Origin of the sequence: Mycobacterium gordonae (assembly GCF_001417955.2) — a bacterium.
Lineage (GTDB): Bacteria > Actinomycetota > Actinomycetes > Mycobacteriales > Mycobacteriaceae > Mycobacterium > Mycobacterium gordonae_B.
In genome coordinates this window covers 1-16,817 of sequence record NZ_LKTM01000359.1, presented here as the reverse complement: position 1 = coordinate 16,817, position 16,817 = coordinate 1, and the positions used below count along the sequence as shown (strand labels likewise).

15 protein-coding genes are annotated in these 16,817 nt (G+C 67.0%); 12 read left to right on the top strand and 3 right to left on the bottom strand.

The genetic code is table 11. From position 1 onward, the window contains the following. Positions 1-126: 126 nt before the first annotated feature. Genes AO501_RS28350 through AO501_RS28340 form a run of 3 tightly spaced genes read left to right on the top strand, consistent with a single transcriptional unit; the run spans position 127 to position 4,718 of the window. The gene (locus AO501_RS28350) at positions 127-2,376 is read left to right on the top strand and encodes a polyribonucleotide nucleotidyltransferase (protein WP_055580896.1); all 2,250 of its coding nucleotides are present in this window, start codon (positions 127-129) and stop codon (positions 2,374-2,376) included. Continuing rightward, the gene (locus AO501_RS28345) at positions 2,354-3,685 is read left to right on the top strand and encodes a M16 family metallopeptidase (RefSeq protein WP_055580915.1); all 1,332 of its coding nucleotides are present in this window, start codon (positions 2,354-2,356) and stop codon (positions 3,683-3,685) included. The genes AO501_RS28350 and AO501_RS28345 overlap by 23 nt, the downstream gene beginning before the upstream one ends. Before the next feature lie 4 nt (positions 3,686-3,689). Further along, a complete protein-coding gene (locus AO501_RS28340; RefSeq protein ID WP_055580895.1) occupies positions 3,690-4,718 on the top strand; it encodes a nitronate monooxygenase in 1,029 nt (342 codons plus the stop codon). A gap of 8 nt (positions 4,719-4,726) precedes the next feature. Here AO501_RS28340 and ald read toward each other — a convergent pair whose 3' ends face one another. After that, positions 4,727-5,842, bottom strand: coding sequence for an alanine dehydrogenase (ald, locus tag AO501_RS28335; RefSeq protein WP_055580894.1), 1,116 nt, complete (start codon positions 5,840-5,842; stop codon positions 4,727-4,729). Positions 5,843-5,950: 108 nt separating this feature from the next. Between ald and AO501_RS28330 the strand changes: the two genes are divergently transcribed. The 4 genes from AO501_RS28330 to AO501_RS28315 all read left to right on the top strand — a co-directional run bounded on the left by AO501_RS28330 (position 5,951) and on the right by AO501_RS28315 (position 10,219). Beyond that, positions 5,951-6,412: an SRPBCC family protein gene (locus AO501_RS28330; RefSeq protein WP_055580893.1), complete on the top strand. Its 462-nt coding sequence runs from the start codon at positions 5,951-5,953 to the stop codon at positions 6,410-6,412. 64 nt (positions 6,413-6,476) lie between these two features. Next, complete coding sequence (locus AO501_RS28325) at positions 6,477-7,394, top strand: metal-dependent hydrolase (RefSeq protein ID WP_055580892.1); 918 nt, start codon at positions 6,477-6,479, stop codon at positions 7,392-7,394. A gap of 3 nt (positions 7,395-7,397) precedes the next feature. Next, positions 7,398-9,134, top strand: coding sequence for an SDR family oxidoreductase (locus tag AO501_RS28320; protein WP_055580891.1), 1,737 nt, complete (start codon positions 7,398-7,400; stop codon positions 9,132-9,134). 2 nt (positions 9,135-9,136) lie between these two features. Next, positions 9,137-10,219 carry a PDR/VanB family oxidoreductase gene (locus AO501_RS28315; RefSeq protein ID WP_055580890.1) on the top strand — a complete coding sequence of 361 codons (1,083 nt, stop codon included), beginning with the start codon at positions 9,137-9,139 and terminating at the stop codon, positions 10,217-10,219. Here the strand turns inward: AO501_RS28315 and AO501_RS36445 are convergent. Then, positions 10,216-11,961, bottom strand: coding sequence for an alpha/beta fold hydrolase (locus tag AO501_RS36445; RefSeq protein WP_197419966.1), 1,746 nt, complete (start codon positions 11,959-11,961; stop codon positions 10,216-10,218). The genes AO501_RS28315 and AO501_RS36445 overlap by 4 nt on opposite strands. 82 nt (positions 11,962-12,043) lie before the next feature. Next, on the bottom strand, positions 12,044-13,405 hold the full coding sequence (locus AO501_RS28305; protein WP_055580889.1) for an HNH endonuclease signature motif containing protein: 1,362 nt from the start codon (positions 13,403-13,405) through the stop codon (positions 12,044-12,046). A 104-nt stretch (positions 13,406-13,509) separates the two neighbouring features. On the opposite strand from AO501_RS28305, the gene dapB reads away from it, so the two are divergent. The 5 genes from dapB to AO501_RS28280 all read left to right on the top strand — a co-directional run. Next, positions 13,510-14,247: a 4-hydroxy-tetrahydrodipicolinate reductase gene (gene dapB, locus AO501_RS28300; protein WP_055580888.1), complete on the top strand. Its 738-nt coding sequence runs from the start codon at positions 13,510-13,512 to the stop codon at positions 14,245-14,247. Next, positions 14,244-14,699 (top strand): hypothetical protein, encoded by a 456-nt coding sequence (locus AO501_RS28295; protein ID WP_055580887.1) that lies wholly within the window; start codon positions 14,244-14,246, stop codon positions 14,697-14,699. Before dapB ends, AO501_RS28295 begins: the two co-directional genes overlap by 4 nt. Next, positions 14,696-15,148 (top strand): flavodoxin family protein, encoded by a 453-nt coding sequence (locus AO501_RS28290; protein WP_197419965.1) that lies wholly within the window; start codon positions 14,696-14,698, stop codon positions 15,146-15,148. Before AO501_RS28295 ends, AO501_RS28290 begins: the two co-directional genes overlap by 4 nt. Positions 15,149-15,164: 16 nt before the next feature. After that, positions 15,165-15,872, top strand: a complete 708-nt coding sequence (locus AO501_RS28285) for a GAF and ANTAR domain-containing protein (protein ID WP_055580886.1) — start codon at positions 15,165-15,167, stop codon at positions 15,870-15,872. A 567-nt stretch (positions 15,873-16,439) separates the two neighbouring features. Beyond that, positions 16,440-16,817 (top strand): PE family protein (locus AO501_RS28280; RefSeq protein WP_156452834.1); only part of this gene is annotated, 378 nt, incomplete at its 3' end.

Below are 16,817 nucleotides of genomic sequence, written 5' to 3'. Positions count from 1 at the left end.
CCCAGGATCTGGGGCAGGTCGGCAGCTTCGATCGATGGCCGTAGCCGTATTCAGACACTGCTCCCTGGTTTGCTCGCGCATGCACCCGCGAAACAGCTGAATAACCAGAGAGGCCGCACTGACGTTATGTCTGCGACTGAAATCGAAGAAGGCGTCTTCGAGTCCACCGCCACCATCGACAACGGGAGCTTCGGCACCCGCACCATCCGGTTCGAGACCGGACGCCTCGCATTACAGGCCGCCGGCTCGGTGGTCGCCTACCTAGACGAAGAGAACATGCTGCTGTCGGCGACCACCGCCAGCAAGAGCCCGAAGGAGCATTTCGACTTCTTCCCGCTGACCATCGATGTCGAAGAGCGGATGTACGCCGCGGGCCGCATCCCGGGATCGTTCTTCCGTCGGGAGGGCCGGCCCTCCACCGACGCGATTCTGACCTGCCGGCTGATCGACCGGCCGCTGCGCCCGTCCTTCGTCGACGGCCTGCGCAACGAGATCCAGGTCGTCGTGACGGTCCTGAGCCTGGACCCCAACGACCTGTACGACGTCGTGGCGATCAACGCCGCGTCGGCGTCCACCCAGATCTCCGGCCTGCCGTTCTCCGGGCCGGTCGGTGCCGTCCGGGTGGCGCTGATCGACGGCACCTGGGTCGCGTTCCCCACCGTCGAGCAGCTCGAGCGGGCAGTGTTCGACATGGTCGTCGCGGGCCGAAAGGTCGACGGTGATGTCGCGATCATGATGGTCGAGGCCGAAGCCACCGACAAGGTCATCGAGCTCGTCGAGGGCGGCGCCCAGGCGCCGACCGAGACCGTCGTCGCCGAGGGCCTGGAGGCGGCAAAGCCGTTCATCGCCGCGCTGTGCACCGCGCAGCAGGAGCTGGCTGACGCGGCCGCGAAAGACACGCGCGAGTACCCGACGTTCCCCGATTACGAGGACGACGTTTACTACTCGGTGGCGTCGGTGGCCACCGACGAGCTGACCGAGGCGCTGTCCATCGGCGGCAAGGCCGAGCGCGACAAGCGGACCGACGAGATCAAGACCCAGGTCGTCGAGCGGCTGGCTGGCACCTACGAGGGCCGCGAGAAGGAGATCGGCGCCGCGTTCCGGTCGCTGACCAAGAAGCTGGTCCGCCAGCGCATCCTCACCGACCACTTCCGCATCGACGGCCGTGGCACCACCGACATCCGCGCGTTGTCGGCCGAGGTTTCCGTGGTGCCGCGGGCACACGGCAGCGCGCTGTTCGAGCGCGGCGAGACCCAGATCCTGGGTGTGACCACCCTGGACATGGTCAAGATGGCCCAGCAGATCGACTCGCTCGGACCCGAGACGTCCAAGCGCTACATGCACCACTACAACTTCCCGCCGTTCTCCACCGGCGAGACCGGCCGGGTCGGCTCGCCCAAGCGGCGTGAGATCGGGCATGGTGCCCTGGCCGAGCGGGCCCTGATTCCGGTGCTGCCCAGCGTCGAGGAGTTCCCGTACGCGATCCGGCAGGTGTCGGAAGCTCTGGGCTCCAACGGTTCGACGTCGATGGGCTCGGTGTGTGCGTCGACGCTGGCGCTGCTCAACGCCGGGGTGCCGCTCAAGGCGCCGGTGGCGGGTATTGCGATGGGCCTGGTCTCCGACGATGTGGACGGCGAAACCCGCTACGTCACCCTGACGGACATCCTCGGCGCCGAGGACGCGTTCGGCGACATGGACTTCAAGTGCGCCGGCACCAAGGACATCGTCACCGCCCTGCAGCTGGACACCAAGCTCGACGGGATTCCCTCGAAGGTGCTGGCCAGCGCTCTCGCGCAGGCCAAAGACGCCCGGCTGACCATTCTCGAGGTGATGGCCGAGGCCATCGACCGGCCCGACGAGATGAGCCCGTACGCCCCCCGGGTCACCACCATCAAGGTGCCGGTGGACAAGATCGGCGAGGTCATCGGGCCCAAGGGCAAGGTCATCAACGCGATCACCGAGGAAACCGGCGCGCAGATCTCCATCGAGGACGACGGCACCGTGTTCGTCGGCGCCACCGACGGTCCGTCCGCGCAGGCCGCGATCGACCGCATCAACGCGATCGCGAACCCGCAGCTGCCGACGGTCGGGGAGCGGTTCCTCGGAACCGTGGTCAAGACGACCGATTTCGGTGCGTTCGTGTCACTGCTGCCGGGCCGGGACGGCCTGGTCCACATCTCCAAGCTGGGCAAGGGCAAGCGCATCGCGAAGGTCGAGGACGTGGTCAACGTCGGCGACAAGCTGCGCGTGGAGATCGCCGACATCGACAAGCGGGGCAAGATCTCGTTGGTCCTGACGGACGACGACAGCTCGGGTGCCGCCCCCGCCGACCCCGGAGCAGCGCCAGCAGCCGATGCCGCGACGGTCAGCAGCTGACACCGGGGGCGCCCTGGCCCCGTATAAGGAGGGCGTGCGTCGCACCACGCTGCCCGGTGGTCTGCGGGTCGTCACCGAATACCTGCCCGCGGTGCGTTCGGCATCCGTCGGTGTCTGGGTCGGGGTGGGATCCCGCGACGAGGGCACCACGGTGGCCGGTGCGGCGCACTTCCTCGAGCATCTGTTGTTCAAGTCGACCCCGACTCGAACGGCGGTAGACATCGCGCAGGCGATGGACGCCGTCGGCGGTGAGCTCAACGCCTTCACCTCCAAGGAACACACCTGCTACTACGCGCATGTGCTGGACACCGACCTGGCGCTGGCCCTGGATCTGGTCGCCGATGTGGTGCTCAACGGCCGGTGCGCCGTCGACGACGTCGAACTGGAACGCGACGTGGTCCTCGAGGAGATCGCGATGCGCGACGACGACCCCGAGGACGCGCTGGCCGACATGTTCATGACGGCGATGTTCGGCGACCACCCGGTGGGCCGCCCGGTGATCGGCAGCGTGCAATCGGTGTCGGCGATGTCGCGGTCCCAGCTGCACTCGTTCCATCTGCGCCGGTACACGCCGGAGCGGATGGTCGTGGCGGTGGCCGGCAACGTCGACCACGACGAGGTGGTCGGGCTGACGCGCGAGCACTTCGCGGCCCGCCTGGTTCGCGGGCGTCGCCCGGTGGCGCCGCGAAAGGGTGCGGGCCGGGTGACCGGCGACCCGGGTCTGGTGCTGGTCAATCGAGATGCCGAGCAGACGCATGTCTCGCTGGGTGTGCGCACTCCGGGGCGCGGCTGGGAGCACCGCTGGGCGATGTCGGTGCTGCACACTGCGCTGGGCGGGGGGCTGAGTTCGCGGTTGTTCCAGGAGATCCGCGAGGCACGGGGGCTGGCGTACTCGGTTTACTCCTCGCTGGACATCTTCGCCGACAGCGGCGCGATGTCGGTGTACGCGGCGTGCCTGCCCGAACGCTTTGCCGACGTCATGAAGATCACCACCGCGGTGCTGGAGTCGGTGGCCCGCGATGGCATCACCGAGGACGAATGCCGGATCGCCAAGGGGTCGCTACGTGGCGGGCTGGTGCTGGGTCTGGAGGATTCCGGCTCCCGGATGAGCAGGATCGGGCGCAGCGAACTGAACTACGGCACCCACCGCACCATCGAGCACACCCTGCGTCAGATCGAGCGGGTGACCCTCGACGAGGTCAACGCGGTGGCCCGGCGCCTGCTGAACAAGCGCTACGGCGCCGCCGTTCTCGGCCCGTACAGCGCGAAACGATCGCTGCCCCAACAACTTCGAGCGATGGTAAGTTAACCCGATGGTTTTGGGTTTCTGGGACATTGCCGCGCCCATCGTGGGTGCGCCGATGGCCGGCGGCCCGGGCACGCCGGCGCTGGCCGCGGCGGTGTCCAACGCCGGCGGACTGGGCATGGTTGCCGGCGGCTACCTGAGCGCCGAGCAGTTTGCCGATGACATCGCGAAGGCGCGGGCCGCCACCACCGGACCGATCGGGGTCAACCTGTTCGTGCCTCAGCCCAGCGTCGCCGACTGGGTGCAGCTGGAGTACTACGCGGAGGACCTCGAAGAGGTCGCCGACCACTACCGGGTCGAAGTGGGTCACCCGGTGCACGGCGACGACGACGACTGGCGACGCAAGCTCGAGGTCGTCGCCGATGTGCGCCCGGAGATGGTGTCCTTCACCTTCGGGGCTCCGCCGCCGGATGTGATCAGGATGCTGAGCGCGCAGGGGCTGCTGGTGTCGGTCACGGTGACGTCGGCCTATGAGGCCGGGATCGCCATCGCGGCGGGTGCGGACAACCTGGTGGTACAGGGGCCCGCCGCCGGTGGGCACCGTGGGACGTTCGCACCGGACATGGAGCCCGGCTCGGAGTCGCTGCACCAGTTGCTGGACCGGATCGGCAGCGCGCACGATGTGCCGCTGATCGCGGCCGGCGGGTTGGGCACCGTCGAACAGATTGCGGCGGTGCTGCGCCGCGGAGCGGTGGCAGCGCAGGTGGGTACCGCGCTGTTGCTTTCCGACGAGGCCGGCACGCACTCGGCTTACCGGGTCGCGTTGAAGAACCCGGAGTTCGACTCGACCGTGGTCACCCGGGCGTTCTCCGGCCGCTACGCGCGTGGGCTGGCCAACAACTTCACCCGCCTGCTGGATCACGTTGCGCCCCTTGGGTATCCGGAAGTCAACCAGATGACCAAGCCGATCCGGGCGGCCGCGATCGAGATGGAGGACCCACACGGCACGAACCTGTGGGCGGGCGAGGCCTACCGGGAAGCCCGCAGCGGGCCGGCGGCCGACATCGTCACCGCCCTGGCGCCTTATATCCGCTGACCGGTTGGCTAACCCGCCAGCACGCCGGCCGGGTCGGTGAACGGCAGGCCGAGGTCCTCGGCCACGTGGTCGGCCAGCAGTGCGCCGGCGTGTGTCGAAAGACCTTTGGCGAGAGCCGGATCCGAACGGCACGCCGCCCGCCAGCCCCGATCGGCCAGCTTGCGCACATACGGCATGGTGGCGATGGTCAGCGCGTAGGTCGAGGTCTTGGGTACCGCGCTCGGCATATTGGCCACGCAGTAGAACAGGGTGTCGTGCACCGCGAACGTCGGTTCGTCGTGGGTGGTCGGCCGGGAGTCCTCGAAGCAGCCGCCCTGGTCGATGGAGATGTCCACCAGCACCGCCCCTGGCTTCATCTGTGCCACAAGAGAATTCGGAATGAGGCTGGGTGCCTTCGCGCCCGGGACGAGGACCGCGCCGATGACCAGGTCGGCCCGTAGGACGGCGCCCTCCAACTCGTAGGCCGACGAATAGCGGGTGCCGATGCGGCCGGCGAACTCCGCGTCCAGCAGCCGGAGCTTGTTGAGGTTGACGTCCAGCACCATGACGGATGCGCCCATGCCGCTGGCGATGCGGGCGGCGTTGTAACCGGCGGTGCCGCCGCCGATCACCACGACGTCGGCGGGTTTGACGCCGGGCACCCCACCCATCAGTGCGCCGCGTCCGCCCTGGGTCCGCATCAGGTGATAGGCGCCGACCTGCGCGGAGAGGCGGCCGGCCACGTCACTCATCGGAGCCAGCAGCGGCAGGCCGCCGTCGGCGGTCTGGACCGTCTCGTAGGCGATCGACGTGGCGCCGGAGGCGAGTAGCGCGTCGGTGCACGATCGTGAGGCGGCCAGGTGCAGATAGGTGAACAGGGTCTGCCCGGACCGCAGGTAGCCGTACTCGGCGGGCATCGGTTCCTTGACCTTCAGCACCAACTCGGCGGCCCACGCCTGTGCGGCGGTGTCGGCCAGCGCGGCACCGGCCGACTTGAACTCGGCATCGGTGATCGCCGAACCCTCGCCGGCGCCGGCCTGCACCAGCACTTCATGACCGTGCTGAGCCAGTTCGGCGACTCCGGCCGGGGTGATGGCCACCCGGAATTCGTTGTTCTTGGTCTCGGTCGGAATGCCGATGCGCATGACCTCTAGTGTGTAGAAACTTCGGCACGCCCGCACGTCCCATGCGATCTTCCAAGCCAACTCAAACGTCAGGGATCCAGCCGGCGCGGTCCTGGCTATGATCGGCCGATGAGTGAGCCATCCGCGACCGCCACAGTCCAGATCGACGCCAGTCCCGAGGCGGTGTACGGCCTGATCACCGACCTGCCCACGCTGGCCGCGCTGGCCGAAGAGGCGGTGTCGATGGAGTTGCGCAAGGGTGACGCGGTGACCAAGGGCGCGGTGTTCGTCGGCCACAACGAGAACGGCAGCAAAAGCTGGACCACCAAATGCACGGTCACCGACGCCGTGCCGGGCCGGGTCTTCGCCTTCGACGTGCGCTCAGCGGCACTTCCGATCGCCCGCTGGCAGTACGACATCGCCGCGGCCGACGGTGGCTGCCGGGTCACCGAGAGCACCTGGGATCGGCGGCCCGGTTGGCTGCGCAAAGTCGCCGGCAGGATCACCGGCGTCGCCGACCGGAAGGCCCAGAACACCAAGAACATCGAACTGACGTTGCAGCGCCTCAAGCAGCGCGCCGAGAAAAGGTAGTACCGCGGGTATCGCATACTTGGGGTCTTTCAGTACACTTGCCACTCGAGGCAAGGGGGCCGTGATGAGCACAGTTGACGACCGGGCGGTGGGCCCGCATTCCAGACAGTCGGACTCGCCCGACCACGAGCGTCTGGTTCTCGAAGCGCGCAACGTCGCGTTCGACTGGGCGGACCTGCCTTTTCACTACGTGCCCGGCCAACCGATGGCCACCCATGTCCTCAATGTCCTGCACCTGCTGCTGCCCGCGGGTGAGGAGTTCTTCGTCGAGGTATTCAAGAAGACGCTGCCGCTGATCAAGGACGATCAACTGCGCCTCGACGTGCAGGGATTCATCGGCCAGGAGGCAATGCACTCCCAGGCGCACTCCGGAGTACTGGCCCACTTCGACGCCCAAGGCATCGATCTGACGCCGTTCACCGACCAGGTGCGGTGGCTGTTCGGGAAACTGCTGGGGGAGAGGCCACAGCGCAGCGTGCGCCGCCAGCACAGCTGGTTGCTGGAGCAGGTTGCGTTCATCTCCGCGATCGAGCACTACACCGCCGTGCTGGGCGAGTGGATCCTGGACTCGCCGGCGCTGGACGCGGTCGGCACGCACCCGGTGATGCTGGACATGCTGCGCTGGCACGGAGCCGAAGAGGTGGAGCACAAGGCCGTCGCCTTCGACACCATGCGGCACCTGCGGGCCGGATACTGGCGCCAGGTCCGGGCGCAGCTGGCGGTGACGCCGGTGCTCACGCTGTTGTGGATTCGCGGGGTGCGGTTCATGTTCTCGGTGGACCCCTGCGTACCGCCCGGCACCAAGGCGCGCTGGCGCGACTTCCTGCGGGCCGCACGCCGCGGCCTGGTGCCCGGGCCGCTGCGGTTGATCGGGGTGGTCGGCTCCTATTATCGGCCGGGTTTCCACCCGTCCGAGCTGGGTGGACTGGAGCGGGCCGTCGACTACCTCGCGGTGTCGCCCGCCGCTCGGGCTTCGCACTGAAACATGTTTGCTGTCAACGCATCTGACGGTGTCACGCTGGCCGTACGCCGCTACACCGACATCGACCCGGCGCGCCCGACCGTGTTGGCCATCCACGGCTATCCGGACAACCACCACGTCTGGGACGGGGTGGCCGAACTGCTCGCGGACCGCTACAACGTCGTCGCCTACGACGTGCGCGGCGCGGGTGAATCATCCTCTCCAACAGACAGATCCGGCTACCGTTTGGAGCAGTTGGTCGATGACGTCGGTGCCGTGATCGACAGCCTGGGCGTCGAGCGGGTACACCTGCTGGCCCATGACTGGGGCTCTGTTCAGGCGTGGTCGGCCGTCACCGACCCAGCGGCGATGGCCAGAATCGCGTCCTTCACCTCGATATCCGGCCCCCACGTACGGCACATCGGTCAGTTCGTGCGCTCGGCGCGCACTCCGCGGGAACTCAGTTACGTGATCCGGCAGGCGAGTTCGTCGTTGTATGTCGGGTTCTTTCTGAGTCCCGCGGTGCCGGAGCTGTTCTTCCGGTCCCGGCTCGGCGTCAAAGTCGTCGAAGGGCTGGAACGGTTCGGCCGGTCGAGCACGCTGAGCCGCCGTACCAAGTCGCCGCGTGCCATCGACGACTACGTGAATGGTTTGAACCTGTATCGCGAAAACCTGCCCGCGCCACTGGTTTCGCCGGGTGCCGAGGTCCCGCAGACCACGGTTCCGGTGCAGGTGCTGATTCCAGGCAAAGACCTCTTCATCACGCCGGCCCTGCAGCGGTATGTCGGCGCGATTCCGCCGACGGGCAGAGTCGTCCCGATCCAGGGTGGGCACTGGGTCGTGACATCGAGGCCGGACGTGATCGCGCGCCTGACCGGCGAGTGGATCGACCAGGTCCTCGGCGGCTTGCCGGAATCCGAGCTGCGTAGCGGCCCGCGCGAGGTGGGCGGCAAGCTGGCGCTGGTCACCGGGGCGGGTTCCGGCATCGGTCGCGCGACCGCGGTGGAGTTGGCCCGCAACGGCGCGGCCAAGGTCGTGATCGTCGACCGCGACCCGGGCGCTGCCGATGAGACGGCCGATGCGGTTCGTGCGGCCGGTGCGCAGGCGGCCGTCTATCAGGCCGACGTCACCGACGAAGACATGATGAATGACCTTGCCGCGCAGGTATATCAGGAGCACGGCGTGGTGGACATCCTGGTGAACAACGCCGGCATCGGGATGGCCGGCCGGTTCCTGGAGACGTCGCCGCGGCACTGGGACGACATCATGGCGGTCAACGTCCGCGGCGTCATCACCGGAAGCCGGGCCTTCGGCGCCCAGATGGTGACGCGCGGCGAGGGCGGGACCATCATCAACCTGTCCTCGGCCGCGGCGTTCCTGCCGTCGAAGTCGATGGTGGCGTACAGCACGACGAAAGCGGCGGTGCTGGGATTCAGCGAGGCCCTACGCGCCGATCTCGCCGACGAGGGCATCACCGTCACCGCGGTGTGCCCGGGTTTCGTGAACACCAACATCGCCAAAAGCACTGTCTACGCAGGCATGTCGGACCAGCAGCAGGAGCGGGCCCGGGCGAAGGCGGATGCCACGTACCGTCGGCGTAACTACACTCCGGAAGCCACCGCCAGGGCGATCGTCAAGTCCATCAAGAGCGGGCCCGCCGTGTTGCCCGTCGCCCCGGAGTCCCGGCTCGGATATGCGATGCGGCGCATCAGCCCGTCGGCCATCCGATTGCTGGCCCGTCTGGACATCCGGCAGCAGTAGGAATGACTGTGCCGGACAGTATTTGGACGAGCAGGCCCCCCGACCTCTACGGCCGGCGCGCGCACGACCGCTTCTTCACCATGTTGTGGGGCGTACGTACCGTGATGGGCGGTCTGTCCGCGACGTCGCGGTGGAAGCCTTCACGGGTGACGCCCGTGCCGCGCACGCACCGCGCCAGGGTCATCGAACGGGCGCTGGTCGCTCCTGATGTGGTCGCCTTGACGCTGGCCGACCCGGACGGCGGGTTGCTGCCGTCCTGGACGCCGGGCGGGCACATCGACGTGCAGCTGCCCTCGGGGCGCCGGCGGCAGTACTCGCTGTGCGGACCGCCGGGGCGCCGGACCGACTACCGCATCGCGGTGCGCCGCATCGCCGACGGGGGCGGCGGGTCGATCGAGATGCACGACGCCTTCGATGTGGGCGACACGCTGTTGTTCGAAGGACCCCGCAACGCGTTCTATCTCGGAGCGTCGGAGCGTGACGTGTTGTTCGTGATCGGCGGCATCGGAGTGACGCCCATCCTGCCGATGATGCGGGTCGCGGCTCAGCGAGGCGTTGATTGGCGCGCGGTATATGCCGGTCGCAGCCGGGAATACATGCCGCTGCTGGACGAAGTCGTGGCGGTGGCTCCGGAGCGGGTCACGGTGTGGGCCGATGACGAACGTGGCGGGATCGCCTCGGTGTCGGACCTGCTGGCCGGCGCCGGTCCGAGCACCGCGGTGTATGTGTGCGGGCCGGCCGCGATGCTGGAGGCGGTGCGGGTGGCCCGTGATCGACACGCCAACGCGCCCTTGCATTACGAGCGGTTCAGCCCGCCGCCGATCGTCGACGGAGTTCCCTTCGAGCTGGAGTTGGCGCGTTCGCGTCAGGTGCTCAGTGTGCCGGGCAATCGCTCGGCGCTCGAGGTCATGCTCGACCGCGAGCCGACGACGGCCTACTCCTGCCAGCAGGGTTTCTGCGGCACCTGCAAGGTCAAAGTGCTTGCCGGACGAGTGGACCGGCGTGGCCGCACCGCCGAAGGTGACGACGAGATGCTGATCTGCGTTTCCCGCTCCGCCGGCGGTCGGCTGGTGATCGACCGCTAGAACACACCTTTCTCGACCAGTACGTCGGCGTAGGTGGTCAGGTCGGCAGCGAACACCTCGGGCTGCTCGAACGCGGCGAAATGGCCGCCGCGGTCGTGAACGGTGTGATGAACCAGGTTGTATCGCGCTGCGGCCCATGCGCGCGGCGTCTGCAGCATCTCGCCCGGATAGACGGCGTAACCGGTCGGGACGTCGACGCGGCCGGTCCAGTCGCTGAGTGGGCCGGTACCCGCCCGCGAGGATTCGCAATACAGGCGCGCCGCCGAGGTGGCGGTGCCGGTGAGCCAGTAGAACATCAGGTTGTCGATCAGCCGATCGGTGCTGATCGGCATGCCGTCCCTGATGTCGCACCAGGCGTGGAACTTCTCGAGTATCCAGCCGGCGAGGCCCAGCGGTGAGTCGTCCAGGCCGAAGCCCAGCGAATGTGGCCGTGTGGACTGGATTTCCATGTACGCGGTGCCGTCTTTGATTCGTTCCACCCCGGCCGCCATTGCCGCCCACTCGGATTCGCTGACATCGGCCAGCAATTGCGCGTTGTTCTGGTCCGGCGGGGAGAACAGCATGTTGGTGTGGATCGCGACGGCATGCCGCGGGTAGTGCTCACCGAGATAGCGGGTGACCAGGGCACCCCAGTCACCGCCCTGCGCGAGAAAGCGGTCATATCCCAATTGGGCCATCAGGTCGGCGACGGCCGCGGCGACTTTCGCGACGTCGACCCCGCGTTCTTTTGTGGGACCGGAGAAGCCGTAACCCGGCATCGACACCAGGACCACATGAAACCGGTTCCGCAGCAACGGAAGTACATCGAGGAACTCCACCACCGAACCCGGCCAACCGTGCGTGATGACAAGCGGAATGGCGTTGCTGTGCTCTGAACGGGCATGCAGGAAGTGCACCCGCTGCCCGGCCGCCTCGGTGACGAACGATCCGGCGGCGTTGACTTCGGCTTCGGTCGCGCGCCAGTCATAGCGGTGCAGCCAGTGATCGATGACGTTTCTGAGAAAGGCCTGTTCGGTGCCGTATTCCCATTCTGCTCCGGCGATCTCGGTGGGCCAGCGGGCCGTGCTGAGACGATGGCGCAGATCGTCGAGTTGAGCCTGGGGTACCTCGATCGGGTAGGGCTTGATCATTGACGGAGGCGGTGGCGCCGGCGTGATCAGTGAGGCCACGGCCGGAATGCTCGCCGGTGCCTGAGCCGGTGCCGCCGCCTGTTCGGCCGGCTCCTCGGCAGCCGAGCGGTAGAGGCGGTAACCCACGTGGGGCACAGTCACACCGGGCAGCGGCTTCCACACGTAGGTGCGCTCGTCGAGTTTGAAGCCGTGCTTCTCGTAAAAGTTGCGGGCCTTTTCGTTCTTGTCGGCGGCCCACAGGATGATGTCGTTGTCTGGGTAGGTGCGTAGCACCTTGTTCAGCAGCATGCCGCCGATGCCGTGCCGTTGGTTGTCATCGAGGATGTAGAGCGCGTCGATCTGAATGTGCTTGGGGTTGGAGAGGTCCGGCCCGAACAGCGCCATCCCCAGCAGCTGACCCCGTGCCTCGGCCATCAGCATTTGCCAGCCGCCCCGCTTGAGCGTCGTCGGGTAAAACGTGTCGACCCACGTTTTCGGCGTGCTGATCATGTCCAGGACATGGGCGGCCACGATTCCTTGCCAGGACCGCCGCCACACCGGATAGTGCATCGCCGCGACCCTGGCGTAATCCTTCGGCTTGGCCTCGCGGATCCGGATTTCGCTGGATCTCACCCGCGCACCTCTGCTTTCTCGCACCGGCTTCTCGACCATCCCAGCCTAGAGAGGCGCCGGTGTGCCACGTCTCGCCGCATCCCTACGGCCCGGCCCGTTCGTCGTCGTTGTCGTCGAGGAGGCGTTCGGGGTGGTGGTAGTTGTTGGTGCGGGGTCCGCCGCGGTCGAAGCGTTCCGGTGGGATCCATGCGGTGCGGTGGTTTGGGAGTTTATTTGTGGCCCAGCCGTTTCCGATGAGTTTGTGGTTGGGTGGGCAGGCCAGGGTGAGGTTGGTGATGTCGGTGGTTCCGCCGGTGGACCACTCGTTGACGTGGTGGACTTCGCATTTGTCGGCGGGCACGTCGCAACCGGGGCAGGTGCAACCCCGTTCGGCGGCGAACAGGGCCAGCCGTTGGTCGGGGGAGGCGATCCGGCGGGCGCGCCCGAGGTAGAGGGGCCGGTTGGAGTGTCCGTCGAAAACGGCCAGATAGTGGACGGCGTGGGCGGCCATGGCGATGAGTTCCCGCATCGGGATCACGGTGCCGCTGGCGGTGACGCCATGGCCGGCGGCCGCGGTCAGTTCCTGCAGCGTGGTGGTGACTACGACGGTGACCGGCAGCCCGTTGTGCTGGCCGAGGGAGGGGTCGCCGAGTTGGCGGCGCAGCAGAAAGTTGAGGGCATCGTGTTGGCGCTGGCCATGGGTGCGGGTGTCGGTCGCGGCCGATTCGTCGGTGGCATCCGGTGACGGGTTATCGGGGATGCACATGCCGGGGGCGGCGAAGTGGGCCAGCCAGGCCTCGATTTGAGCGCGGAGTTCGGGGGTTGCGATGAGGGTGGCTTCGCTCATTCCGTCGGCGCGTTGAGGTTTGAAGGTGAAGCTGCGTTGGCGGGCGCGATCGCGGTCGGAGAACTTGCCGTCGGGGTTGATCAGGACGGCGGCGCGTTTGGCGGCCTTGTCGAGTTGGTCGGGGCGTAGCCGGGTGGCGTGCTGGGCCAGCAGGTGTTCTGCGTGCTCGACGACGGCGACCGGGGTGTCGGCGGGCAGGTCGCGCACGAAGGTCTGAATAACCCGCAGGTGCTGGGCATCGAGCATGCCCCGCCGCCATTGCTCGGCTGTGGCGGGTAATTCGGGAGGCAGCTGTTCGCCGGTGAGGGTGGTGCGGGGAGCGAGCTGGGCGGCGTCGCGGATGCGGCGGCGCGCTTCGGCATAGCTGATGCGGCACCAGTCGGCGATGACCTGGTGGGCGGGACCGCCGATGTCGGCTGGGTCCTCGCCGGCCAGGCTGTGGATGATGTCATGGCTGATCACGGCTTGCCGGCGCGCGCCGGTTTCGAGGCGTTCGAGCGCGCGGGCGCGTATCACGGGATTCAGGGAAGCGCAGTGAAGTTCGCCGAGTGCGGCGACGGCGGCGTCGAGTGCGTCGAAGGCGGCAACCACATCCGCCGGCGCCGTTATCGCACTCATGTTCGAATTCTATTGGCGAATGGCAGGGGCTCGCCGTTGCGGAAGCCCCACCTGTGGACAAACACCCAACTGTGCATAAAGCCCTTCCCAGTAGGCTTCGACCCATGCGGGTAGGCGTACTGGGAGCAAAAGGCAAAGTCGGGGCGACGATGGTGCGGGCGGTCGAGGCCGCCGACGATCTGACCCTCTCGGCACAAGTCGACCAGGGCGACGCGCTGAGCCTGCTGACCGACGGCGACACCGAGGCGGTCATCGACTTCACCCATCCCGACGTCGTGATGGACAATCTGAAGTTCTTGATCGACAACGGAATTCATGCCGTCGTGGGCACCACCGGATTCACCGGCGAGCGCATCGAACAAATAGAGTCCTGGCTCGCCGACAAGCCCGGAACGTCCGTGCTGATCGCACCGAACTTCGCCATCGGGGCGGTGTTGTCCATGCATTTCGCCAAGCAGGCCGCGCCCTTCTTTGACTCGATCGAGGTCATCGAACTGCATCACCCGCACAAGGCCGACGCGCCGTCGGGCACCGCGACCCGCACCGCCAAGCTCATCGCTGAGGCTCGAAAAGGGCTGCCGCCCAACCCCGATGCCACCAGCACCAGCCTGCCCGGCGCACGTGGTGCCGACGTCGACGGCATCCCGGTGCACGCGGTGCGGTTGGCCGGCCTGGTCGCGCATCAGGAGGTGCTGTTCGGCACCGAAGGCGAGACCCTGACCATCCGCCACGACAGCCTCGACCGCACGTCCTTCGTGCCCGGCGTGCTGCTCGCGGTGCGCCGCATAACGGAGCGGCCCGGACTGACCATTGGAATAGAGCCACTGCTCAACCTGCAATGACGAAGACCGTGCGCATCCAGCTGCTGATCGCCTTCCTCTGCGTGGCGATGCTGGTGTACTTCGTCCTGCTCGGCCGGATAGCCCTGGTGATGGTGGGTTCCGGGCGGCCGGCCGCCGTGGGCTTGGGGTTGGCGCTGCTGATCATGCCGTTGCTCGGACTGTGGGCGATGATCGCGACACTGCGCGCGGGATTCGCCCACCAGAAGCTGGCCCGACTCATCGCCGACGAGGGAATGGAACTCGACGTCAGTACCCTGCCGCGGCGGGCCTCCGGCCGCATCGAGCGCGATGCCGCCGACGCGTTGTTCCAGACCGTGCGTAGCGAACTGGAGGACGACCCGGAAAATTGGCGCCGCTGGTACCGGCTGGCGCGAGCTTACGACTATGCGGGAGATCGCCGTCGGGCCCGCGAAGCGATGAAGGCGGCGGTTCAGTTGGAGGCGCAACGGTGAGCAGGCTGTTGATCGTCCATCACACGCCGTCGCCGCACTGCCAGGAGATGTTCGAGGCGGTGCTGGCCGGGGCCACCGCACCTGAGATCGAGGGTGTGGAGGTGGTGCGGCGACCGGCTCTGACCGTCTCGCCGGTGGAGATGCTGGAGGCCGACGGGTATCTGCTCGGGACACCGGCGAACCTGGGCTACATCAGCGGTGCCCTCAAGCACGCGTTCGACGAGTCCTACTACCAGTTGCTCGACGCCGGCCGGGGAAGGCCGTTCGGCCTCTATGTTCACGGCAATGAAGGCAGCGAGGGGGCGGTGCGGGCGGCCGAGAGCATCACCGCTGGTCTTGGGTGGGTGAAAGCGGCGGATCATGTAGTGGTGTCGGGCAAGCCCTCGAAGCCGGACCTCGAGGCATGCTGGAACCTCGGCGCGACAATTGCCGCGACGTTGATGGACTGAGACACGGGAGAGCGGCATGGGCACACCGCCTTCTTCAGCGGATGACCTGGCGCATCTGTTCGGCGACCTGGCAGTGGAGCTCGAGGGTCAGGGTGACCCCGAGACGGTGGTGCAGGAGATCGTCCGCAGTTCCGTGCAGATCGTGCCGGGTGCACGCTGGGCGGGGATATCTCTGATCGCAGGAGACCGGGTCGAGTCACGAGCTCCCACCGATCGGGTCGTGGCGCACTTGGATCAGCTGCAGTCCGAGCTGGACGAGGGACCGTGTCTGAGCGCGATGCGGGAACAGCGCACGGTCAGGATCGACGACCTGGCCACCGACGGTCGGTGGCCACGCTTTGCCGACGCAGCCATGCATTGCGGTGTGCGAAGCCTGGTGTCGTTCCGGCTCTTCGTCCACCGCGGCAGTCTGGGCGCGCTCAATCTCTACGGCGGCGCGGCCGACGTTTTTGACGACGAGTCGATCCTCATCGGTGAGGTGCTGGCCCAACACGTGTCGGTTGCGCTGGCCCGGCTGAATGCCGAAGCCCGGTTCCAGCGGGCGTTGGACAGCCGGGATGTCATCGGGCAGGCCAAAGGTCTGTTGATGCAGCGCAACGGCGTCGATGGGCTGCACGCGTTCCGGATGCTGCTGAAGGTGTCGCAGGAAACTCACACGAAACTGGTCGACGTAGCGCGGCGGCTGGTGAGCCTGCACGAGTCGGGGCTCTCGCAGGCCGGGTAGGCGGAGGAGCTCCGGGGCCGGGGTGGCCGTGTGCGGGGCTGGCCAAGCCATCGGACGTTCGCCGATTCGGGAAACGTCCTGACACTAGTTCGCAAAATGCGCGACAATGACGACGATATTGTCCAGTTTCGACAAGCGTTTCCCCGCAGGCGGTCGAACGGCACTATTGTACAAAGGCTTTACATTGACGGTTCAGCAATTTATGACTACTGGTCAATATTGAATTCAACTGATCTTAATTGAGCCTATCGCGCGGTGGCGAACGGGTGAGGCGGTGCCGTCACCGGCGGAGCGATGAAAGAGGAATTACGCGTCCGAGAGCAGTAAAAATCCAGCTCAGAGGCATAGTCCACGCTGAGGGGTTGGGCTGCGAATGGAGTGAAGCGTCTTAGTCGGGGAGGCCCGCTGCGAGGTCATGCCGGTCGTTGTGGTGACGTCCCCCGCGAAATTGTCGAGAAAAGATATGCATTTTGTACTGAATTGCTGAATTCTGTCGTATTGTATGCCCACGATGACGACTGCCTTGACGTCATCAACGGGTAAATTTCGGGCGTTAGGGGCCGGCTGATGTCATATTTGGTCGTAGGTCCAGAGTTGACTGCGGCGGCGGCCGCGAACCTGGACGGCATCGGTGCGGCGATCCGGGCTGCCAACAACGCGGCCGCGTTCGCGACGACGCAGCTACTGCCCGCGGCTCAGGATGAGGTCTCGGCGGCGATCGCCGCCCTGTTCGGTAGCCACGCCCACGACTATCAGGGCATCGCCGCGCAGGCGACGGCGTTTCACGACCGGTTCGCTCAGGTCCTCGGGGCGGCCGCGTCATCGTATGCGTCGGCCGAGTCCGCCAACGTGTTGCAGATAGTGCAGCAGGACGTGCTCGGCATCGTGAACGCTCCCACTCAGTTGGTCCTGGGCCGGCCGTTGATCGGTGACGGGGCGAACGGG

Excerpts from the sequence above, each read along its gene's own strand:
- AO501_RS28350 (WP_055580896.1), top strand. The coding sequence starts at position 127 with ATGTCTGCGACTGAAATCGAAGAAGGCGTCTTCGAGTCCACCGCCACC.
- AO501_RS28345 (WP_055580915.1), top strand. The coding sequence starts at position 2,354 with ATGCCGCGACGGTCAGCAGCTGACACCGGGGGCGCCCTGGCCCCGTAT.
- AO501_RS28340 (WP_055580895.1), top strand. The coding sequence starts at position 3,690 with ATGGTTTTGGGTTTCTGGGACATTGCCGCGCCCATCGTGGGTGCGCCG.
- ald (WP_055580894.1), bottom strand. The coding sequence starts at position 5,842 with ATGCGCATCGGCATTCCGACCGAGACCAAGAACAACGAATTCCGGGTG.
- AO501_RS28330 (WP_055580893.1), top strand. The coding sequence starts at position 5,951 with ATGAGTGAGCCATCCGCGACCGCCACAGTCCAGATCGACGCCAGTCCC.
- AO501_RS28325 (WP_055580892.1), top strand. The coding sequence starts at position 6,477 with ATGAGCACAGTTGACGACCGGGCGGTGGGCCCGCATTCCAGACAGTCG.
- AO501_RS28320 (WP_055580891.1), top strand. The coding sequence starts at position 7,398 with ATGTTTGCTGTCAACGCATCTGACGGTGTCACGCTGGCCGTACGCCGC.
- AO501_RS28315 (WP_055580890.1), top strand. The coding sequence starts at position 9,137 with ATGACTGTGCCGGACAGTATTTGGACGAGCAGGCCCCCCGACCTCTAC.
- AO501_RS28305 (WP_055580889.1), bottom strand. The coding sequence starts at position 13,405 with ATGAGTGCGATAACGGCGCCGGCGGATGTGGTTGCCGCCTTCGACGCA.
- dapB (WP_055580888.1), top strand. The coding sequence starts at position 13,510 with ATGCGGGTAGGCGTACTGGGAGCAAAAGGCAAAGTCGGGGCGACGATG.
- AO501_RS28295 (WP_055580887.1), top strand. The coding sequence starts at position 14,244 with ATGACGAAGACCGTGCGCATCCAGCTGCTGATCGCCTTCCTCTGCGTG.
- AO501_RS28285 (WP_055580886.1), top strand. The coding sequence starts at position 15,165 with ATGGGCACACCGCCTTCTTCAGCGGATGACCTGGCGCATCTGTTCGGC.